This is a genomic window from Hyphococcus flavus (assembly GCF_028748065.1).
Lineage (GTDB): Bacteria > Pseudomonadota > Alphaproteobacteria > Caulobacterales > Parvularculaceae > Hyphococcus > Hyphococcus flavus.
The window spans coordinates 2,645,443-2,667,170 of the sequence record NZ_CP118166.1; the positions used below are offsets into that span (position 1 = coordinate 2,645,443).

Annotated in this window: 20 protein-coding genes; 14 read left to right on the forward strand and 6 right to left on the reverse strand. The window is 54.8% G+C overall.

What is annotated here, in order from left to right:
• The first annotated feature begins 36 nt into the window (after positions 1-36).
• From PUV54_RS12710 to PUV54_RS12725, 4 genes are all read left to right on the forward strand, one after another.
• Positions 37-1,638 carry a tetratricopeptide repeat protein gene (locus PUV54_RS12710; protein ID WP_274492637.1) on the forward strand — a complete coding sequence of 534 codons (1,602 nt, stop codon included), beginning with the start codon at positions 37-39 and terminating at the stop codon, positions 1,636-1,638.
• Positions 1,639-2,787: 1,149 nt separating this feature from the next.
• Entirely contained in the window at positions 2,788-3,615 is an 828-nt protein-coding gene (locus PUV54_RS12715; RefSeq protein ID WP_274492638.1) for a hypothetical protein, read from the forward strand.
• Between the two features lie 95 nt (positions 3,616-3,710).
• A complete protein-coding gene (locus PUV54_RS12720; protein WP_274492639.1) occupies positions 3,711-4,211 on the forward strand; it encodes an ankyrin repeat domain-containing protein in 501 nt (166 codons plus the stop codon).
• A gap of 32 nt (positions 4,212-4,243) precedes the next feature.
• Positions 4,244-5,257, forward strand: a complete 1,014-nt coding sequence (locus PUV54_RS12725; RefSeq protein ID WP_274492640.1) for an isoaspartyl peptidase/L-asparaginase family protein — start codon at positions 4,244-4,246, stop codon at positions 5,255-5,257.
• Between the two features lie 2 nt (positions 5,258-5,259).
• On the opposite strand, the gene PUV54_RS12730 is transcribed toward PUV54_RS12725, so the two are convergent.
• From PUV54_RS12730 to sfsA, 5 genes are read right to left on the reverse strand one after another with little or no spacing between them, the layout of a single operon-like run.
• Positions 5,260-6,183 carry a 1-phosphofructokinase family hexose kinase gene (locus PUV54_RS12730; protein ID WP_274492641.1) on the reverse strand — a complete coding sequence of 308 codons (924 nt, stop codon included), beginning with the start codon at positions 6,181-6,183 and terminating at the stop codon, positions 5,260-5,262.
• A complete protein-coding gene (gene radC / locus PUV54_RS12735; RefSeq protein ID WP_274492642.1) occupies positions 6,184-6,876 on the reverse strand; it encodes a RadC family protein in 693 nt (230 codons plus the stop codon).
• On the reverse strand, positions 6,869-7,378 hold the full coding sequence (locus PUV54_RS12740) for a hypothetical protein (protein WP_274492643.1): 510 nt from the start codon (positions 7,376-7,378) through the stop codon (positions 6,869-6,871). Before PUV54_RS12740 ends, radC begins: the two co-directional genes overlap by 8 nt.
• A complete protein-coding gene (gene map, locus PUV54_RS12745) occupies positions 7,378-8,223 on the reverse strand; it encodes a type I methionyl aminopeptidase (RefSeq protein ID WP_274492644.1) in 846 nt (281 codons plus the stop codon). Before map ends, PUV54_RS12740 begins: the two co-directional genes overlap by 1 nt.
• Before the next feature lie 3 nt (positions 8,224-8,226).
• Positions 8,227-8,934: a DNA/RNA nuclease SfsA gene (sfsA, locus tag PUV54_RS12750; protein WP_274492645.1), complete on the reverse strand. Its 708-nt coding sequence runs from the start codon at positions 8,932-8,934 to the stop codon at positions 8,227-8,229.
• A 160-nt stretch (positions 8,935-9,094) separates the two neighbouring features.
• On the opposite strand from sfsA, the gene PUV54_RS12755 reads away from it, so the two are divergent.
• From PUV54_RS12755 to PUV54_RS12800, 10 genes are all read left to right on the forward strand, one after another.
• Complete coding sequence (locus tag PUV54_RS12755; RefSeq protein ID WP_274492646.1) at positions 9,095-10,471, forward strand: TadE/TadG family type IV pilus assembly protein; 1,377 nt, start codon at positions 9,095-9,097, stop codon at positions 10,469-10,471.
• A 135-nt stretch (positions 10,472-10,606) separates the two neighbouring features.
• Positions 10,607-10,894 (forward strand): hypothetical protein, encoded by a 288-nt coding sequence (locus PUV54_RS12760; protein WP_274492647.1) that lies wholly within the window; start codon positions 10,607-10,609, stop codon positions 10,892-10,894.
• Positions 10,872-11,180 (forward strand): type II toxin-antitoxin system Phd/YefM family antitoxin, encoded by a 309-nt coding sequence (locus PUV54_RS12765; RefSeq protein WP_274492648.1) that lies wholly within the window; start codon positions 10,872-10,874, stop codon positions 11,178-11,180. Before PUV54_RS12760 ends, PUV54_RS12765 begins: the two co-directional genes overlap by 23 nt.
• A 70-nt stretch (positions 11,181-11,250) precedes the next feature.
• Positions 11,251-12,003: a competence/damage-inducible protein A gene (locus PUV54_RS12770; RefSeq protein WP_274492649.1), complete on the forward strand. Its 753-nt coding sequence runs from the start codon at positions 11,251-11,253 to the stop codon at positions 12,001-12,003.
• A 75-nt stretch (positions 12,004-12,078) separates the two neighbouring features.
• Positions 12,079-13,044 (forward strand): tetratricopeptide repeat protein, encoded by a 966-nt coding sequence (locus tag PUV54_RS12775; protein WP_274492650.1) that lies wholly within the window; start codon positions 12,079-12,081, stop codon positions 13,042-13,044.
• A 49-nt stretch (positions 13,045-13,093) separates the two neighbouring features.
• A complete protein-coding gene (locus tag PUV54_RS12780) occupies positions 13,094-14,020 on the forward strand; it encodes a hypothetical protein (RefSeq protein WP_274492651.1) in 927 nt (308 codons plus the stop codon).
• 15 nt (positions 14,021-14,035) lie between these two features.
• A complete protein-coding gene (locus tag PUV54_RS12785) occupies positions 14,036-15,415 on the forward strand; it encodes an L-serine ammonia-lyase (protein WP_274492652.1) in 1,380 nt (459 codons plus the stop codon).
• 95 nt (positions 15,416-15,510) lie between these two features.
• Positions 15,511-16,332, forward strand: coding sequence for a hypothetical protein (locus PUV54_RS12790; protein WP_274492653.1), 822 nt, complete (start codon positions 15,511-15,513; stop codon positions 16,330-16,332).
• 433 nt (positions 16,333-16,765) lie between these two features.
• Positions 16,766-17,314 carry a hypothetical protein gene (locus PUV54_RS12795; RefSeq protein WP_274492654.1) on the forward strand — a complete coding sequence of 183 codons (549 nt, stop codon included), beginning with the start codon at positions 16,766-16,768 and terminating at the stop codon, positions 17,312-17,314.
• A 378-nt stretch (positions 17,315-17,692) separates the two neighbouring features.
• The gene (locus PUV54_RS12800) at positions 17,693-19,315 is read left to right on the forward strand and encodes a DUF6119 family protein (protein ID WP_274492655.1); all 1,623 of its coding nucleotides are present in this window, start codon (positions 17,693-17,695) and stop codon (positions 19,313-19,315) included.
• Positions 19,316-19,344: 29 nt separating this feature from the next.
• On the opposite strand, the gene uvrB is transcribed toward PUV54_RS12800, so the two are convergent.
• Positions 19,345-21,720, reverse strand: a complete 2,376-nt coding sequence (uvrB, locus tag PUV54_RS12805) for an excinuclease ABC subunit UvrB (RefSeq protein WP_274492656.1) — start codon at positions 21,718-21,720, stop codon at positions 19,345-19,347.
• Positions 21,721-21,728 lie beyond the last annotated feature (8 nt).

The following is a 21,728-nucleotide window of genomic DNA, read 5'->3' on the forward strand; positions in this document are numbered from 1 at the left end:
GCAGATACGCAATTCGACTCATGATCACTCTTCCCGATGGCGACCAGCAATAGTCCAACTCTGAACCAAGGCGTTCGCCGTCAGCACTCCATGCTTGCTCGTGGCTCCGTCATCGCAAAATACGCCTTGCGCCGCTTTTTGGGCCGGGCCGGATACAAGCGCGTGGCGACCCGCAACTGGACGGCGAGCGGCGCTGCTGTCGGCGCGCTCGGTCTGACGGCGGACCTTATGGAGGTTTTTGGCTCCGTTGTTGAAATCGGGCTGGCGATCGCCGCCATGGCCGCCGCCGTTTTCGGTTTCATCATCCTGAAGCGTTTTCGTTTCTGCGCATCGTTTGCGGCGCCCTTTATCTTCGCCGCCATGACAACGCTTTTCCTTGGCGGTGTCGTCGTCGCAAAGGGGCTTGTCTCGGCACCTGAAGATCAGGGCTTGGTTGCGACCATTTTCAGCCGGCTCGATCAGATCGACGAAACAACCCGACGCATAGAGATGACTGTGAACAAGACGGCGGAAGATGTTCAGTCAACTAAGGAGTCGATAAAATCCCTTGAGGCGCAGATTGATCAGGTGTTGCGCGAACGGCTGCCCGCGAATGCCGATATTAATCCGGCGACCCGCGAAGCATTTGAAGCGGCGTTGCGCGATCTCGTGACGTCGAGCAACGCCAGAAAACAGGACGCCGTGACGTCACTCCTCAGCGGCGATGCCGATGAAGCCGCGCGGCGTCTTGAGGCGATTGCGGAGGACCAGACCCGGTCGGCCGCCGCTACCGCAAGCGAAGCCGCGAAAACCTGGATCGAGATCGCCGCGCTGAAATATATCAGCGAGCCGGAAGGCGCGATGGATGCGCTGACGCGCGCTGTGGCGCTGGAACCCGCGAACAAGAAAGCCAAAGTCATGCTGGCGGGGCTTGCCTATCAGTTTGGTGATTTGCAGCAGGCGTTCGATCTTACCCTCGAGCTCGTCGGGGGCGAGGGCGAGATTCCCGTGTGGGAGCGCAGAGATGGTCAGTTGGGCATTCGTCTCGCAAAGCCGCCAACGGATATTGATGACCCGGAGGAGCGCCGGCGCATAGTGCGCCAGATTGAGCGTGAGGAAGAATTCGTCGTGGCGAGCGCACTCGTCCTTCATGCGCAACTTTATTTCCAGAGCAACGACACGGATACGGCCGTGAAGTTGCTCGACCGGGCCGAGCGCTTCACACGGCATGACCGGTTTCCAGCGCTCGCTCGTGCGATTGAGTTGTCGAAGCTTGGCTACCAACAGCGCACGCAGAGCGAACTTGAAAGCGCATTTGAGAACTGGCGCGCCATCACGGAAGGCACGAGCGCGACTGGCAGCGAACGAGCCGGGGCGTTCGCTCAAATGGCGATCATCAGCGGGCGTCGCGGTGAAGAAGACGAAGCGCGGCGTTACTTCCTCGAAGCGCGCGCCTATTACAGAGAGATGGACGATGCGCTAGGGGAGGCCGCGCTAAACAGGGCCGTCGGCGCCGGCATTTATTCCGGCGGCGACCGGGAGCTGGGCTGCGGCTATCTCCGCGATGCGAAAGAACAATACCTTGCATCAGGCGGCGATAAATGGGCAGACCAGCTCAACGTTGTCATTGCATTGGGCTGTAATGCGGGTTCGCCGTAGCCAGCAAAACTTTCTCCCACGTTTTGCATATTATCGAGTGCAACAGAATTATGAACCAAGCTGTTAGTTGACAGCTTTCAGTGTGAGCTCACTCAAAATTTGAACGAGCCTGACGCCACGAAAAGCATAGGGTTATTTCTTACCGCTAAGCTTTTACAGAGAACAGCGTTACAGGGAAGTCTCTACCTGCTGGAGTGGCGATACGCTGGTCTGGTCTGTGTGCGAAAGTCAACATATTCAAAATTGTTTGCCCACGTGGGCGTATTCGGTTTCCTTTTTGAGACTATCTGATCGTCAATAATATAAACGTATATGGGTAGGTCTGAAGTTACCAAGCAGTCTACTGGCCTAGGTTCGGCGGCGTCATATACGAGTGCTTTTTCTGTCGCTCTATAGCTTCGTGTTTGCATTGGTTCTATCGCTAAGACAGAATAATATGTTGGATCTTCAACAGCCTGACTAAGATTTCCTGTTTCCCCGCATACAATACTTACTGATGCTGTTCTGCGACGATGGATATTCGCCATATACACTCGTGAGCTATGTTGAATTCTATAACCGTCCATTTCCGAGCCAAACCCAAGTGGATAGGATAAATGATTCAATCCGTAGGCATACCAGGAGCGAGCGGCGTCACCAGCGGAGAGATTAGGTACCGGAATAATGCCTTCTGGGGCTGGCGGCCGTTCAGGGGTTTCCTCTTCTGCGTCATCGGCTGTGCAGCGGTTAAGAGGCGCTACATCCCCGCCTTGCGCCTGACATTGTTGCCTGGACATTAATCCTGCCGGTGCTCCATAAAAATCTACACAACATAATTGCTCATCATCTTGCTGAATGGCTCCTGCGTCTGGTGCTAATGCAAATGAGAGTCCTGCGCCCGAAAGGGCGATTGTCATTAGGCGGTGCATATGTTTGTTCTCCCTTAAACACAGTGCCGCACCTTACCATGAGTACGACGAGGGTCTGAACTATTACACGGGTAGCTGTCGCATGTGAAGAAAAGGATCTACCTCATAGCATTGCGGGTTATTGTGCTGCCTGAGGAATTTTGCACCTGCACAGAACATTACCCGTTTTTGCTTTCTTCCGAAAATTCGGTATTCTTAAAACTCACTTGTTATTTTCCGCGAGCGCATAGAGGGGAACGGAATGGCGATCTGTCGAAGTGTGGCCGTAATGTTGGCGGCCTTTTTTCTTTCAAATTCTGCTTATGCCGAGCAGCAAAATTCTGAAGCGGCGCAACAATTAATTAGAGTTGCGCTGCAGGCTGAGAATGAAATGGTGTGCTGCCGTGGTTTTTACGGAGACGATTTAGGTCGAATGCCGAGGGGGCAGTGCACAAACTCTGGCGGCGACGTTGCGCCCTTGAATACGTGTGAAGCGACGATAGCAGTTGGCGGCGTAGCAACCCCGGGGAAAGTTCAGCAACCGAGCACGGGTACAGAACTGCCTGAAACATTTGCAGCGTCAGGGGATGTAGCTTTAAAATGGTTTCTACCCCAATTATCAGATATTGGGCTTGTAAAGCCACTTTGGAAACAAAATATATTTTACGAAAACCAACAAACTCAGCTTGCAGTTTTCGGGTCGGCGACAATCCAGATTGTAAATCCAAACAGCAATAATGCGGATGTAACCGTCGAATGCGTGGAGGGCAGATCATTCAGGCCATCCGGTGAACCCGGAGATGTGTCGATGAATCGTGATTTTCGGGAACTGAAAATTCCGGGGTATAGTCGTACTGCTTTCCGCACTGGGTTGGAAACTATAGCTTTAGACAAAGAGTATAAGGACTTTTTGCGTTACAATTGCATGGTCTCGTCTGAGGTTCCAATTTTTGTTTATGCCTATCAGGAAGAACAAGTAGTAAGCGATAACCCCAATCCTTCTACTAAGCGGCAAGAAGAAAATCGATGGTTGGATTGGCGTAGGCGTCCCGTTCCTGCTATTCGAATTGAGGTAGCAGACAATGAGTAGGGAGTTGTTGTAGATTTACTATGACTTCACTGGAGTGATGACGGTGCGCGAAAACCGTAGCTGACATTCTAACTCGGCTCATTTATAGTGACGAGATGAGGAGTGAATCAGATAAGCTACTGTGTCTTTTTCGTGATGGCGCGCCAGATGATTGGACGGATTTTTCCAACGAAGAAAAATCCTTTCCGCAGGGCAATGACTCCACAGGTGTTCCCTGGATTATCGAAATTGTATCGTGTGGGTCGCCAGAGTGTGTGCGCTGGGCGATTGAACACGAAGTCGAACTGAAATTCCGCGCAAAAACCGGCGATACAGTTTTGCATGCCTGCATTGAGCGCAAAAAATCTGCATCCAAGTATGAGATTCTCTCTATTCTCATTACAGCGGGCGCTGACATCGATCTCACAGGCTACAATGGCTGGGCGCCTTTACATTTGGCGGCCGTACGAAATGATATGCGCTCAGCTGAAATTCTGCTGGATGCGGGCGCTGATAAATTTTTGCGCACAACTATTGATGATTGCGCTACAGCTGAAGAAGAAGCTATATCTGCAGGCAACAAAGATTTAGCGCGATACATTAGAGAATTTGAATGAGCGGAAAGTATCCGCAGAGGGAGGCTTCATCCATGCGATTCTTGATTTCTATTCTGGCGGCGACATTCGTCAGCACGGCGGCTTTTGCAGCGCATCATGAAGAGGCTGGGCAACAGGCCGGACCGCTGACTATCGTCATCCATGGCGGCGCCGGCGCGCTGGAGCCAGGCCGTTATACGGCTGAGGAGGAAGCCGCCTATAAAGCCAAGCTGACCGAAGCGTTGAACGCCGGTTACAGCGTCATGGAACAGGGCGGAACCGCCATGGACGCTATTGTGGCGGCCATCGTGCTGATGGAGGACTCGCCGCTGTTTAACGCCGGCAAAGGCGCCGTCTTTACCAGCGAAGGCAAGAACGAGCTCGATTCATCGATCATGGATGGCGAGACCATGAACGCCGGCGCCGTCGCGGGCGTCACCAGGGTCAAAAACCCGATCAAACTGGCGCGCGCAGTGATGGAAAACTCCGAACACGTCATGTTTGCCCGCGAAGGGGCGGAAGAGTTCGCCGAAGAGCAGGGGCTTGAGTTCGTAAACCCGAAATATTTCCGCACGGAGCGCCGCTGGCAGTCATATAAGAACGCTCTTGAGCGCCAGAAGCAACAAAAAGACAGCGCGCTGCCGAAAAGCTTTAAATACGGCACGGTCGGCGCGGTCGCGCTCGATGCCCACGGCAACCTCGCGGCAGGCACCTCCACCGGCGGCATGAACATGAAAAAATACGGGCGCGTCGGCGACTCGCCGATTATCGGCGCCGGGACTTTCGCCGACAATAAATCCTGCGCCGTTTCGTCAACCGGCTGGGGCGAATATTTCATCCGGCTGACCATCGCGCGCGATATCTGCGCCCAGGTTGAATATGGCGGCGCCAGCGTGGAGGACGCGGCAGACGACATGATCAACAACAAGCTGCAGTCCATGGGCGCCGATGGCGGCGTGATCGTACTGGGGCCGGACGGTTCCTACGCCATGACTTTCAATTCAGCCGGGATGTTTCGCGGCGTAAAGAATGCGGAAATGGAAGAAGTGGCGATCTACGGCGAATAGGGTCACGTCTCGGAGCGATAAAGCCGTTCAACATCGGCGGGTTTGAATAGCGCCGTTCCCTCCGACATGCGCGTTGCGCCGGCCGCCGCCATGCCGTAGCGCAGGGCGTGTTCATTGTCCCAGCCCTGGGCGAGGCCGGTAATTAGTCCGCCCACGAATGAGTCGCCAGCGCCGACGGCGCTGCTTGCCTTGATCTTGAATGACGGCGCGAAAGCAACGCCGTCTTTCGCGGCCATAATGGAGCCGTCGCCGCCATGGCTGATGACCATGGCCTCGGCGCTCGCCTTGCTGACGCACTCTTTGGCGAAGGCTTCGACCTCATCGCGCCAGTTAAGCTCTTTGCCGGCGAGCGCCGGATATTCGTGCTGGTTCTGGCGAAGCATGAAAACGCCTTCTTCTAATGCTTCCTTCACGCCGCTGATGGAATCGAGCACGAAGCGGGCGTCATTCTTTTTCGCTATGCGCGCGGCTTTAGCCCAGAGGTCCTGCGGCGCATCGGGCGGCAAGCTGCCGCTTGCGACAACGTAGTCACCGGCTTCGGTTTCTTCATCGACCGCACGCAAGAACAGATTCACTTCGTAGTCCGACATCTGCGCGCCGGGCAGGTTGAAGCGATATTCATCGCCGTCGCGGTCATTCTGCACATGAAACGCAAGGCGGGTTTCGCCAGCGATGGGGATTACACGCATCGGGACGTTTTCCATGGCGATGGTCTTGATCAGCGCGTCGCCATAGAGCCCGCCGGCGGTAAAAATCGCCAGCGTGTGTGCGCCAAGGCGGGAGGTTGCGCGAGCGACGTTTACCCCGCCGCCGCCGGGATGCATCTGCGGCTCGCGACAACGCAACTTGCGATTCGGTTCGACGAAATCGGCATGCACCGCGTAGTCAAGGGCCGGGTTCGGCGTCAGGGTGATAATCCGCGCCATCTACAAGAGCCCGAGCGTTTTAAAGCTGGCGTGTTTGTCGTGACCGATCACCAGATGATCGTGCACGCGGATGTTAAGCGCTGATGCAGCTTTTACGATCTGATTGGTCATTTCTACATCGTTGCGTGACGGCGTCGGGTCGCCGGAGGGGTGATTGTGCACGAGGATGATGGCTGACGCGCCAAGCTCCAGCGCGCGCTTCACCACCTCGCGCGGATAGACCGGCGTGTGATCGACTGTGCCGCGCTGTTGTACTTCGTCAGCTATGAGAATGTTTTTCTTGTCGAGGAATAATATTCGGAAGAGCTCGGTCTTTTCATCAGCCATGGACGCGCGGCAATAGGCGAGAAGGTCGTTCCACGATGTAATGACCGGGCGTTTCAGGACGCGCGCCTGACTAAGCTTGATGGCGGCGGCCTGAATGATTTTCAACTCCTGCGCAACATTTTCCGAAACGCCCTTCACCTCAGTCAGGAGTTCAATGGGCGCTGCGAGAACTTGCGGAAAGCCGCCGAACCTGGCGATCAGGTCCTTTGCCAGCGGTTTGACGTCTTTACGCGGAATCGCGCGGAACAGGATGAGTTCGAGCAGTTCATAATCCTGCACGCCATCGACGCCAGCCTTTTTAAAGCGGTCGCGCAGCCGTTCGCGATGGCCTGCGGCGTGGTTGGGTTTTGTTGCAGTGTCACTCATATCTGCTTTGTTCAAACTTTTTCCGGCCCAGGTTGATCGCATCGGCTAGGTCTTTGGGCTGCTTTGAAGATAAGAACGTGAACTTCCCGTCTATCAGATGAACTAGTACACCGGTCTCATGTAGAACATGCAGAGCGCTAGAAAGTAATGAAAAACTTCCGTGTTCTTCGGTTGCTTCCTTGTATGGTTTCACTTCGGCATAATTTATGTCTGTATAAGGCCATATGTAATTAAATGAAAATCGACGCCGAAGTTGAATCCCGCCAGCATCAACGGTTGTAACTGTTTTGGGTAATAAAACTATTATGCAGGCAATAAGACTAAGAATGCCCGCAAAAAAAAGAACTAGCCAATCTATTTCATCAGCACTTTGATAAGATGTTAGAATGGTGACCGCTATAATGACAGCAAAGACTAAACCCACCACATATGCCGGCATGCTCTGCCGTTCTGTAAATAGAATCGACTGTGCCTGACCATCACTATTGGTGAATGAGATCATCAGTATGGCGGCCGGTCGAGGCCTTTCGGCGATTTGGTGAATATTTCAACGCCGTTTTCGGTGACGCCGATGGAGTGCTCAAACTGCGCAGACAGGGATTTGTCCCGTGAAACGGCGGTCCAGCCGTCTTTTAGGAGTTTCACGTCCGGTTTGCCTTCGTTTATCATGGGCTCGACCGTGAAGAACATGCCGGCTTTCAGTTCCGTGTCCGGCGCCTGATGAACGCCGCCCCAGCGGTCTTTATATTCCGCATAATGAACGACATTAGGCGCGTCGTGAAACAGCCGCCCAAGGCCGTGGCCGCAGAAGTCGCGCACGACGGAAAACCCTTGCCCTTCGGCCAGGTCCTGAATGGCGCGGCCAATGTCTCTCAAGGTTGAGCCGGGCTTTACCGAATTGATGCCGGCCATCATCGAGTCGTATGTGGCGTCAACAAGCCGGCGCGCTTTCACCTTCGGTTCGCCCGCATAAAACATGCGGCTCGTGTCGCCGTGCCAGCCGTCGATGATCACTGTGACGTCAATGTTCAGAATATCGCCGTTGCGCAATGCTTTTGGTCCGGGAATGCCGTGACAGATGACATGATTGAGTGAGATGCAGCTCGAGTGGCGATAGCCTTTGTAACCCACCGTCGCTGGGACGCCGCCGTGATCGAGCATGAATTCGCGGGCGAGGTCGTCAATCGCTTCTGTTGAGACGCCGGGCTTTACGTGTTCCGTCAGCATGTCGAGACATGATGCGGCCACATGGCCTGCCTTGCGCATGCCCTCGAAATCTTCCGGCGTGTGGAGCCTTATCGCGCCTGTGCGGATTTCGAGTTCGTCGTCGAGAACGGCTTCAGTCATGTCCTAGTCCAGATGAATTTCCAAGGGCTTGCGCAGCACTACCTCAGCGGTGGTGACTTCGCAATCATAACACAGGAGTTCAACCCCGGCGGAAGCGGCTGATTTCAAAGCCTTGGCGTATGCGGGGTCCAGGTCTGCAGCGGGCGCGAACCGGCGGCAGTCGCTTCGCTGCACCACAAACAACATGACAGCGCGGGCCCCGCCCGACGCGACGGTTTCCAGTTCCTTCAGGTGTTTCGCGCCGCGGGCGGTGACGCTGTCCGGGAATTCGGCAAGACCCTTCGAACGGGAAAGGTGGACGTTTTTCACTTCAACGTAACAGGGCTTCTTCCGTCTGCCGCCGCTTAGAAGGAAATCGATGCGGCTGCCTTCGCCGTATTTAACTTCTCGCTGATGTTCGCCATAGCCGGTCAGCTCCGGAATGACGCCGCTCTCAAGCGCTTCCTTGATGATTTTGTTGGGATTGGTTGTGTTTACCGGAACGCGTGTTTTGCCGATTTCCACCAGTTCCCAGGAAAAAGCGAGCTTGCGTTTCTTGTCGCCATGTTCGCACGCCCAAACGCGTGCGCCCTCTATAGCGACGCCAAGCATGGAACCCGGATTGGCGCAGTGCGCCGTCACCTCACGCCCGTCATCAAGCACGATATCCGCCAGAAAACGTTTATATCTCTTAACGAGCCGGCCGGCGAGAAGCGGTTGGGGAAGTTTCATGGCTTAAGAGTTTGTTAACCTTCAATTACCGAAATTGCTGCGGTTGGGGCGCAATAGGATGAAAGATTTAAAACTACGCAGCATCCGTTAATCATACCTTCTAATTAAAAATTATCATTTGTTTGCAATTTTTATCATTTCAAAATGCGTTGCGTAAAGTTTGGATATGCTTTCGTTCAAGTCCGACAAGAATGGCAATGTTGCGCTGATGACGGCGCTTCTATGTCCTGTATTGCTCGGCTTTGTTGGCGGTGCGGTCGATTTTTACCATTGGTCTAACCAGAACAGCCGGTTGAAGGAGCTGTCTGATACGCTGGCGACACGCGGCGCCCGCGAATTTTTATTGGCCAATGCAACTGAAAACCAGGTCGAAGCTGTCGTCGACAGCCTGATCCAAAATGGCTTCTCACAGAGTTACGGGTTTCAATCTGTATCGCCAGTGGTCGCTGCGAGTTCAAGCGAGGGCGAGGTGACGGTGACGCTTACCTCGCAACCCTCCCGGGCGTTGATCCTTAGCCATTTTCAACCGTTCAAAAACCCGTTGAAAAGCACCTCCACGGCTGTCGCGCTGGGCGGTATGAATGTTTGTGTCATTGCCCTTGAAGATGATGATGAGGGAGCAGTTGCCGCGAATGTAAATTCACAGTTGCGGGCGGACGAATGTTCTCTGATTTCCAACTCCACATCGACGCAAGGTGTCGTATCTTCGGGGTTATCGGAAATTGAAGCTGGCATGATTTGCTCCGCCGGCGGCGCGCTAGGCGCTATCAACAACTTCTCACCCATGCCGACCCTTGATTGCCCTGCTTATGACGATCCGCTAGCTGAACGCCAACCGCCTGCCGTCGGCAGTTGCGATGAAGTTGACGCCGGTTATGGCGAACGGCTCGACGAAGTGGCGACGGCTGCAGTCAACGCCGCCGTTACTGAAGTCACCCGTACCGTTGACGATCTGACAGGCGGATTGACGGGCGGGCTTACCGGCGGACTCACCGATGCGTTGTTCGGCTACACACAATACAATGTCTCGCCAGGTGTATTTTGCGGCGGTATTTCGATTGGCGCTTTCGCCGACGTTCACTTTGCCCCGGGGACATACATCATCAAAGACGGTCCGTTTAACGCCGATCTTGGCGCGCGGATAACAGGCGAGAATGTTTCATTCTATCTCGTGGGTGACGATTCGACTTTTTACTTCGGGCCTGAAGCGAAAATTGACCTGACTGCTGAAAAGGAAGGCCCGCTCGCTGGCATCCTGTTTTTTGAAGACCGTCATGCGCCGCTGGATCGCGTACATCGTATCCTGAGCGATGACGCCCGAAATTTGCTTGGCACGTTTTATCTTTCGCGTGGCGAATTGCGCGTCGCGAGCCTGCTGCCGGTGGCCGATCAATCCGCCTACACCGCGATTGTCGCCAATAAACTGCGCATGACGGGCAGCCCGACACTCGTTTTGAATGTCGATTATGCAGGCACCGACGTACCGGTGCCGGACGGTGTAGGGCCTGTTGGCGGCACAACCTATCTGCGCGAGTAGTATCTCCCCGTTTGCGGCGCACGTATGAGGCGAACCGGCGTGCGCAAAATACGCCTTATCTGATGAAAATTTAAAGAAAACCCAGTTTCGGTGGAAGGTTATCCCCCACTTTCCGGGCGGCGCTATCATGCGCGCATGGAACTGTATGAAACTATGCTGCTCATGCTGGCGCATCCGATTGTGCGCATTATGCGTTCAAATGAATCCGGAATTGCAAGCCGGAGGATTCCTGCGCGGTCTATCAACAAAATAATTGCACAACTTTATTGGGCGGAACTTGTACAACAATCGGCTGCAGGCGTTGCCGCGACTGAAATGAAAAAGAGGAGACGGGCAGCGGCGATTAAGGATTCGGTACAATCTCATCGGCCGCCGGCATTGATCCGAAAGGAGCTATGTTATGAAAATTATGTCGGCGTTTGAAGCTCGTTATAATTTCTCCTCGATGCTTGATGCCGCGAGGCGAGAAACCGTGATAATCGAACGCTATCACCGGCCAGCGGCGTATGTTATCTCCGTCGCGCAAATTCAGGAATGCAAAAGGCTACAACGTCAGGCCATGCTGGCGGAAGCGACCGCGGTGGTGGCCAAGCTTGAGGCGGCGAATGACAGTGAAGCGGCGCGGTTGAGCGGCGAGTTGAGCAAACTCGTCAAGGACGCGGAAGCGGCTGAAAAGATTGCTTCGCATGAGACGCGCCGTAAGCTATGAGACCGATGAAGCCTATAATGTTTTCGCAGTCTGATCGTTGGGACAATCCTGAGCCTAAGGTGCTATCTTGATGCAAAAAACCGCTGCTATCCTCGCTATCGGCGATGAGCTGCTCTCCGGAAGAACCCGTGATGCGAATATGCACTATCTTGCCGGCTGGCTGACCGAGCGGGGCGTTGAACTCAAGGAAGCGCGGGTTGTGGGAGACGATAGTGACGATATCGGTGCCGCGTTGAATGCGTTGCGTGGAAAATACGACTATGTGTTTACCTCAGGCGGCATCGGACCCACTCATGACGACATCACCGTCGATGCAATCGCCGCCGCCCTTGGCGTAAGCGTAATAGAACACCCGCGCGCGGCTGCCATGATCCGGCATTATTATTCGAAGCGCGATATTGAAGTGACCCCGGCGCGGCTGCGCATGGCGCGAACGCCCGAAGGTGCGCATCTGATAGAAAACCCAGTGTCCGGCGCGCCGGGCGTCAGAATTGAAAACATCTTCGTGATGGCGGGCGTGCCGCGTATTTTTCAGGCCATGCTGAACGCGATTGAAGGTGAAATTGAACGGGGCGCTGTCATCCATGCGCGTGCTGCGACGGCGCCAAACCTGCCTGAGTCCATGCTGGCTGATCAGCTTCGCGAGATTCAGGGCGCGCTCAAGGGCGTATCACTTGGCAGTTATCCCATCGATGGGGATGAAAAGGGCGTCACGGTGGTTGCACGATCGATGGATGAAGCAGTGGCCACTTCTGCTATCGAGGCTGTTTGCGCCGCCATGCGCGCGCTCGGCGTGGATCCAAGATTAGAGGACCGCCGCTAATCGTGACCATGGAAAAGCTGACAATGGCGGCGCCCGTTTGCTAGAGTACGCCGATTATGGAAAAGGATGGACTGCATGATCGATCTCAAAAGTTTGATTAGGGCTGTAACTGCGGGCTTGTTGTCCGTGGCCTTGTGCAGTCAGGCCGCCGCTGCGCCGTCCGGGGGGTCAACGATCTCTGAGCCGGAAAAGAAAGAAGCTGTCGACGTGCAAGCTTCTTTCGCCGCTGGCGTGCAGGCGATCAAAGATAGCGATTACAAGCTTGCGGAAAAAAAGCTTGGAGAAGTTCTGCGAGTATCAAGCGATCATCCGGAAGCCAATTATTACATGGGAGTCGCCAAGGTTGGCCGCGGGAAGGAAAAGTCTTCCGTTAGATATTTCAAGAAAGCGATTAAGGAACGAAGTAATTTCGTAGAAGCCTACGAACAGCTTGCTTTGGTTTTTGTCGCGCTAGAAAAACAAGATGAGGCGCAGGAACAGCTTGAGAGATTGCGCGACATCAGGACGAATTGCGACAACGAAACCTGTCAGGCTGAGCTTGTCGAGCGTGCAGACCAGTCAATCGCGAATGTAGAAGCGGCAATGGCCGGGACGAACGAAGCGAGCATGGCGCCGCTGCCTGGCAATCGGCACGCTCTGTTCGAAGATACAAGTTCCGATACAGCGGATGTGCTGTATGGCGAAGCCGTTCGCTTGATCAACCAATCACGCTTTGCGGAAGCAATTGATGAGCTTTATGCAGCGCAGGCCATCATCGGTCCGCATGCAGATGTTTTGAACTATCTTGGCTACGCGCATCGTAAACTGGGCGTTTTTGATAAAGCCAAATCCTATTACGCGTCGGCGTTGAAGCTTGAGCCTGATCACTTAGGCGCGAATGAATATCTCGGTGAACTTTATCTGGAACTTGGTGACGTCGATGCTGCGCGCAAGCAACTCCAAAAGCTTGAAAAGATTTGCAGCTTTGGTTGCGCGGAGCGGGAAGATCTGGCGAGGCTTATCGCTATCAAGGAATCAACACGCACGGCGAGGGTGAAGTAAGCGCGAAGTGGTCTCGATTCTGCGATTAGCTTGCTGTGCTTTATTTGCAGTGGTTTTAACTGAAGCGTCAGCCAAACAGTTAACGTCGTCACCAATCCTGACGGAATTGAGCTGGATCGCATCGGATTCTGATGGCGTTGAGTTTTTTACTAGAGAACCTGCTGAGTGTTTTAAGCGGCCGAAAAATCAAGATGATGCATATCTCGCGGAAGTGGGACGCGCCGCATTTCGCAGCCCGTTTCTGTTGGGCGGCCAGGCCGCGCGCCAGGGGCTTTCGTGCCAGTCGTGTCATATGAACGGTCACGATAATCCTTCATTTTTTATTGCCGGTCTGTCCGGCGCGCCCGGTACAGCAGATGTTACGTCGTCAGTATTCAGCAAAACTCGTGAGGATCATGAATTCAATCCGGTTCCGATTCCCGATCTGACCGGTATTGCAGACAAGCAATCATTTGGGACGCAGGCGCCGGCGCCGAGCATGCACGCATTCGTGTCCGGCGCAGTGACGGACGAGTTTCAAGGCGCGCCGCCGACAGAGACAGTTCTTAAGGGGCTCGTGGTCTATCTCGTGCATCTCGATCCCGCAGCATGTCCATCGTCGGATGTAACGCGGACCGTGCAAACCGATATGGCGGAGGTGGAACGCAACATCGCCGCTGCGGTACAGGCGCTGGAGAGGGGCGACGCCGCTGCCGGAGACTTTCTGATTGTGAGCGCGCAGGCGGCGCTTGGACGCATCCATGAACGTTTCGCTGCGCCTTCCTTCGAGCCGCAGCGCGAGCGGTTGCAGTCGGCGTCCAGCACGTTGGGCGATGCGCGCGCCAATGCCCGCGAGGAACCCGTCTTGGGTGCCATTATGCTCAAAAACTTTGCGCAAGACTTGCCTGGGATTGCGCAAGACCTCCATGCCCATCGACGCGCCTCGCTCTATGATGTAGGCGTTTTGCGCGCGGCGCTGGAGGCTGCGGAAGAATAGAAGGATAAAGCGCCAATGTTGGGCGTGTTTGATATTTTCAAGATCGGCATCGGGCCGTCGTCGTCGCATACGGTTGGTCCTATGCGCATCGGGGTGCGCTTCCTTGAAGAAGCGGCTCAGGCTGGCGCGCTGGAAAAGACCTTGCGGGTCAAGGCGGACCTTCATGGGTCGCTGGCGCTGACCGGTATTGGTCACGGTACGGATAAAGCGACGATCCTCGGTCTCATGGGATTCAAGCCCGACGAAACAGACCCGGACGAGGCTGAACGCGCCATTAAGAAAGTCAACGAAACAAAACGAATCACGCTTCATGGCGGAACGGAAATCAAGTTTGATCCAAAAAAAGATATAGACTTGCGCGGCGATATCACGCCCGATCTCCATCCCAACGAAATGCGCCTGACCCTGTTCAACGACGCAGGGGATGAGTTGTATTCCGCTGTTTATTACTCCGTTGGCGGCGGGTTCATCGCCAGCGAGAAACAGTTGAATACTCCGGCGGAAGACGACCTGATCGTTGGCGCCCGCGCGGGGCGCCATTCGTTTGCGTCTGCGGCCGAACTCCTTTCCCTTTGCCGTGACCAGAACTGTTCCATTGCTGATGTCATCGTTGAAAACGAGGATGAACACCGCCCGCGCACTGAGACCGAAGCGATGATCGACAAGATCTGGTTCGCCATGCGTGATTGCGTCGATCGCGGCCTGAAAACTCGTGGCGAGTTGCCGGGTGGGCTGAAGGTCAAGCGCCGGGCGCCGTCGCTGTACGCGAAACTTGCGGAAGCCCCGCTGGCGAATGAGCGTGAGCAGTTGTTTGACTGGCTCAATGTCTACGCCATGGCGGTGAACGAGGAAAACGCCGCCGGCGGGCGCGTGGTGACAGCGCCTACCAATGGCGCGGCGGGGATTATTCCGTCCGTACTCAAACATTACTGTGTGGTCGACGATCAAGAAAATCTCGCTCACATTCGAACGTTCCTTCTTACCGCCGCCGGCATTGGTATTCTCTACAAGCAACGCGCTTCCATCTCCGGCGCCGAAATGGGCTGCCAGGGCGAAGTGGGCGTCGCCTGTTCCATGGCGGCGGGCGGGCTCGCCGCTGTGTGGGGCGGTACGCCGGCGCAAGTTGAGCACGCCGCTGAAATCGGCATGGAACACAATCTCGGTCTTACCTGCGATCCCGTCGGCGGCCTTGTGCAGATCCCGTGTATCGAGCGCAACGCCATCGGCGCCGTCAAAGCGGTCAACGCGGCGCGGCTCGCCCTGCGTGCGTCGGAGGAGCACAAGGTTTCCCTCGACCAGGTGATCGAAACCATGCGCCAGACCGGCCTTGATATGTCGCGAAAGTACAAGGAAACTTCCGAAGGCGGCCTCGCGGTAAACGTAGTCGAGTGTTGATCTGAAACGCCGCTGAGCTGCAACAATTGTTTCCCGTTTGCTCTTAATCGCAATCCTCGCCAAAATGTCCCGGGCGCAAAAAAGGGGAGAGGCTTATGCCGTTTCGCGGGGCGCATTACGCTATTGCTGTATTCTTGGTGGTGACTATCGCCGCCTTTTGGCCAAGCTATTTCAGTATTCTCGATACAGCGCCGCGCGCGCATCATATTCATGGCGTCACCGCGACGCTGTGGGTGCTGCTGCTGATCTGGCAGAGCTGGTCGATCCGACAGCCGAATTTCGCGCTCCATAAATGGGGTGGACGGATGAGTTTTCTCCTCGCGCCGCCTTTTGTCGCTGGCGGTTTGCTGGTCACAAAAATGACTGTCATCAAGGACTCTCCGTTTACGGAAATGTTCGCCGTCTCCCTTTCTTTTGCAGATTTCGTTTCTGTCGCCGTATTCGTGCTTTTTTATTTCCTGGCATTACGCAACCGCCACTCGGTGGAGCATCATTCGCGCTATATGCTGGCGACCATCTTTCCGCTGATACCGCCGTCGGTCGCGCGCATCTTCACCGGTTACGTGCCAGGCGTCGCCATTCGCGCGCCGGAAGACCTGCCGAATTTTGAGGTCGCGCTTAACATCAGCTTCGTCGTTGCGGCCTTGTTCACTATCGCGCTTATCATATCGGACTGGCGGCGGAAAAAACCGCTGGCTCCGTTCCTCATGGCGCTTGGCGCGCTCGTGCTGATGATTGGCGTTTATCATTCCTACGGGAACACCGCGCACTGGGAACAGACCGTTCTCGCCTATGCGCGCTTTTCTGATGCGGTGCTGATCCTCGCCGGCCTTGTCATTGGCGTCGCCGCAGGCTTCCTCGGCTGGCATTTCCCGCGCAAACCGGCCGGACCTGCACCCGCTTCCGTTGCGGCGTAAACTCTCGTACGCCTGCGCCCTCTCGTCTCTTGCCTTTGGCGTCATTGCTGGCCTACAGCCGATTGTTGTACAGGTCCGCGAAAAAAAGTTGTACGGCTTTTCTTTGGCTCGCATTGCCTGCGTCATTTCAATTGTTAGTGGCATCTGTGCCCATAGGCCGGCGCGTGACATTCAACTCTTCCTCAATTTCAAACTGCTGCGCAATATAAGGGCTGCTGGAAAGGTGAGGATGAAATTTAATAGATTAAATTTTATCCCCGCATGTTCGTTTGGGGTTACACTACCGCCCGCCGCCAGCGCTCGCTCATGCGTGTGCGGAATTTCCACCATCTCCGCCATGTGATCGCCGTCACAGACACGCGCCCGCGTGTGATGGTTAATTCAGGGGGATCGGAGGCTTTTCGCCGCCGCGCAAAAACCAGGGGAGAGACCCATGAAACGTTTTGCATACGCCGCCGCCGCGCTGATCAGCGCCGCCGCCGCTTTGCCGGCAACCGCCGCAGAAACAGGCAGGGGAGAACCGACGACACAGCCGCCCGGAAACACCTGGCAACCGAAACCCATCTACGGTGTCGATCCGTCGAAAAACTACCGGTTGCGCGCGCAAGGGTTCTTGCTGACACCCTATACGTTAAGCGGTCCGGCGCGCACCTACGCCCATGTTCTCGTGCTCGATGAAAACGGCAGGCCCGTGACCAACCTGACGCCTTCCTATGTTGAAGGACCCGACAGCCCGTTCCGCGTGCAATATGTCACGTCTTCCGGTTTTCGCTGCGAACCGCTCGGAAATGATGGCGGCACCCATAATGAGTCGGGCGTGACGCCCGGCCTCTATCGCATCTCTGCGCGTATCACGAGAGAAGACGGTCAAGGCCATTGCAGCCTGGGCAACGGCCACGCGATTATGTTGTATGTCAGCCTGCTCGACGACAAGGGCAAGGCGATCGCCGCCGACACTATTCGTCTGGTTGCCTACGATTAAAGGCCGGGCATTATAGCGGGTGTGCGGTGGGGCGACGAAGGCTGAACGAAACCCGGACCGATAAGAAACGGAAGCGCTTACCGCTCTCCATATCCGGACATGCCGCGCAGTATAGGGCCTGTAGAAAAGGCGTGGATATCTATCCACCACTTTCGAAATGGCCGTATAATCGGCCGGCCCCCAACACCCCTGCGAATGGGGTTGGGCCAATTTGCTAAATTGCCGCCTAACACGCCTGCACTCGCCGTGTTCCAATGAGGTTAATAAGGGCAAAAGTCATTTGTTTTGGTTTCGCTTGATTTCAAAAGCCTTTGCAAAATGACTCATAAGCAAAAATACAGTAAAATATAAATAGAATCAGAAAAGTGCAGGGGTTTTATGGAAAAATATGCACTTCATTTGGCAAAGCCACACATAAGACGACTAACTGATTTCTTGACAGAAAAGGCTCGAGACCAAGTAATCAAAGGGCACGCGAAAATTTTGCCCAGAAGGCAGAGATTGCCATTTTCCATTCTATTGCTGGGTTGGAGGAGTTATGCGCAAGCGCCCGGTTGGGCGCGAAAGCTCGACAAAGAGTTTAGCGTGGGGGCGAGCTTAAATAGCCAATCATCCGCTGCGGTATTACTGTTTCGGGTTAAAGACAGAGTTTTTGCCGCAACGTATGGGTACGGGCACGCCTTTATTGATAAAGCTAAACGCGAAAACGACTTCGGACTATTTGTTGCTGTAAACGCGATGAATGACACAGACCTAAGGAATGTCGAGAAAACGAACTTAGGTTCGGCAATGAGAGATTACGCACAGTCTAGCGCCAAAGCACGCTTAGGAACCTTTCGAATTGATGAGGCGTTAGACGTAATCCGCAAGATTGCGGGTAGTTCAAAAGACGAGAGTTTTGGTTCGATTGCAGGAACGAGTTCTCTTCAAATCACTGCAGAGGCTGATCTTATAGAATTAGATGAGCTTGCAGAAAGTTTGCTGAAACTCTTTTCGTCGAAAGCATATCAGAATACGGAATTTGCAATACTTGATCGCCTTAGGCCAATCTTAGACTACAACACAATCGGTCTTTTGGATGGCGAATGCACAAAAGCGTTAAATCAGTCAAGTTCTGATTTTGAATTGGCGATGCCTATGACAATTGCGCAGCCGATCGGATATGTGAAGTTTGAAAGCGCGAAGATACGAGAACAATTTGCAGATGCAACACTTACTGACTACCTTAGCAATTTGAAAGACATCCCGCCAGTTAGTTTGGAAAATCTCAAAAAACATAAAATTGCGGCATATGATCTAGGCACGGATCAAATTATCGATAGATGGTCTGTTTATTCTGCTCTAATTGGCTCCATCACTCACAAGAATAAGAAATATGTAATTAATGAAGGTAACTGGTATAGCGTTGAAAAAGCGTTGGTGGATGCGGCTAATAACAATTTTAAGGGGTGCAAAATTCCCTTTGACGCAAAACTGCCGCTTTGGCCAAAGAAAAGCGTAGGCAAAAAGAAGAAAGCAAACACTGCGTATCTTGATGAAGGTCAGTACTTGAAAATGGCGCAGAAGAATTCGGGGTATTTGCTTTTTGATCAGGATCTAATCCCTATTCCAGGCGAAAAGGGGCCAGGAGTTGAAGTGTGTGATCTGCTAGATGTGAAAGGGCGACGCTTCATACACGTCAAGAAAAGTTCTAGGAAATCATCGATAATTAGCCATCACATAAAACAGGCAAGCAATGCTGCGCGACTTCTTAAAACGTATGGGGAATTTTTTGAATGTTTCTTGAAGAAATGCGAGGCAAAAGGTGGTGCGAAGTTAGCGAAAGAGATTGAAGATTCTCCATGGTCAGATTGGACTGTTGAGCTTCGTATAGGAGATTTACCGAATGCAAAAGGTGACTACACAATTCCATTTTTTAGCAGAGTCTCCTTGTTAGAAGATACTCGGCTAATCCGAGGGTTAGATTTTCAGCTCAAAGTCGGGTTTATAAGACTTGCGTAGTGGTGAGAAAAATATGCTTTCGATTTGACCTACTTTGATCGCCTCCGACCCTTCGCTCCCCGTGGTTTCCCCCTCACATTACTCACCGTCCCCTCGGACTTTTTGATCCTGCCCTCTGAGGCTTTTTCGACTCTGTCCTCAATCGCGGACTGTCTCGCTAGCGGGTCGTCCGACACCGCAAGCTCCACTTCCTGCAAGCGTTTGATCTCGTCGCGGATGCGGGCGGCGTCCTCGAATTCGAGGTTGGAGGCTGCTTCGCGCATCTGTTTTTCGAGCGCGGCGAGGTGGGTCTTCAAATTATGACCAGGTTCAAATTCGGCGCCGTCCTCCGCGAACCCGCCTTTCACATTGCGATGCCCTACAAAGGTCTGGCCCATGGCGGCTTTAGCGCCTTCATCGTCTGACGTCGCGATCTCGGCGATTTTCGCCTTCACCGTGGCGGGGGTGATGCCGTGGGCCTTGTTATGGGCGAGTTGTTTTTCGCGGCGCCTTGTCGTTTCGCCCATGGCCCGCTCCATGGAGCCGGTGATATTATCCGCATAGAGAATGACCCGGCCGTCGACATTTCTGGCTGCGCGCCCGATGGTTTGCACCAGCGAGGTCTCGGAGCGCAGAAACCCTTCCTTGTCGGCGTCGAGAATCGCCACCAGCTGGCATTCGGGAATGTCGAGCCCCTCGCGCAACAGGTTGATGCCCACCAGCACGTCGAACGCGCCGAGGCGCAGATCGCGGATGATCTCGATCCGCTCCAGCGTGTCGATGTCCGAATGCATGTAGCGCACGCGCACGCCCTGTTCGTGCATATATTCGGTGAGGTCTTCGGCCATGCGTTTCGTCAGCGTGGTGACGAGCACGCGCCCGCCGCGTTTCGCCACTTCCTTGCACTCGGCGATGACGTCGTCGACCTGGTTTGACTTGTCTCCCGTCACGGGGCGCACTTCCACCACCGGGTCGACGAGGCCGGTGGGGCGGATCACCTGTTCTGTGAAAACGCCGCCCGTTCGGTTCAGCTCCCAGTCGCCGGGCGTTGCGGAAACATGCACCGTTTGCGGACGCATCTTTTCCCACTCCTCGAATTTCAGGGGCCGGTTGTCCATGCAGGAGGGCAGGCGGAAGCCGTATTCGGCGAGCGTGCGTTTGCGGTTGAAGTCGCCGCGGAACATGGCGCCGATCTGCGGCACGGTGACGTGGCTTTCATCGCAAAAGATGATGGCGTTTTCGGGCAGGTACTCGAACAGCGTCGGCGGCGGCTCGCCCGGCTGGCGCCCGGTGAGGTAGCGCGAATAGTTTTCGATGCCGTGGCACGAACCCGTGGCGGCGAGCATTTCCAGATCGAACTGCACGCGCTGGTCAAGCCGCTGCGCTTCGAGCAGGCGGCCTTCCTCGCGCATGATGGGGAGGGTTTCGTTCAGCTCTTTCTTGATGCCGGTGATCGCCTGTTGAAGCGTCGGGCGCGGCGTGACGTAGTGCGAATTGGCGTAGAGAGTGACTTCTTCCAGATCGTCGGTCTTTTGCCCCGTCAGCGGATCGAACTCGGTGATCGACTCGATTTCATCGCCGAACATGGAAACGCGCCAGGCGCGGTCTTCATAGTGCGCCGGGAAAACCTCGATGGTGTCGCCGCGCGCGCGGAAACAGCCGCGGGCGAAGGCGTTGTCGTTGCGCTTGTATTGCAAGGCCACGAGATCGGCGAGGAGTTTCTTGCGCTCCAGCGTCTGGCCGAGCTTCAGCGAGAACGTCATCGCCGTATAGGTCTCGACCGAGCCGATGCCGTATATGCAGGATACCGACGCGACGATGATGACGTCGTCGCGTTCAAGCAGCGCGCGTGTCGCGGCGTGGCGCATCCGGTCAATCTGCTCGTTGATGGAGCTTTCTTTTTCGATATAAGTATCCGTACGCGGAACGTATGCTTCCGGCTGGTAGTAGTCGTAATAGGAAACGAAATACTCGACCGCGTTATCCGGAAAGAAAGCCTTGAACTCGCCATAGAGTTGCGCGGCGAGCGTCTTGTTGGGTGCGAGGATCAGCGCCGGGCGCTGCGCCGCCTCGATGATCTTGGCCATGGTGAAAGTCTTGCCCGTGCCCGTGGCGCCGAGCAGCACCTGATCCCATTCCTCGTTTCGCACGCCTTCGGTCAGTTCCGGGATCGCCGTCACCTGATCGCCGGCGGGCGCGTAATCCGAAACCACTCTCAGTGGTTTTCTGAGTTTTGTTTCCGGGCGCTCGGGCCGGTGGGGCGTCCAGCTTTCAAGCGGCGTCGCCAGCCGTGCGTGATAGGTCGCAACGCTTTCCGAAAACCCGCCCGGCGTCACCTCCGACTGGTCGGTGACAGGCTGCGCTTTTGGGCGCTTTGCTTTGGGGTCGTATCCGGGGCGGTGTTTGGGGTTTGAATCGGCGGGCATTAGGCGAA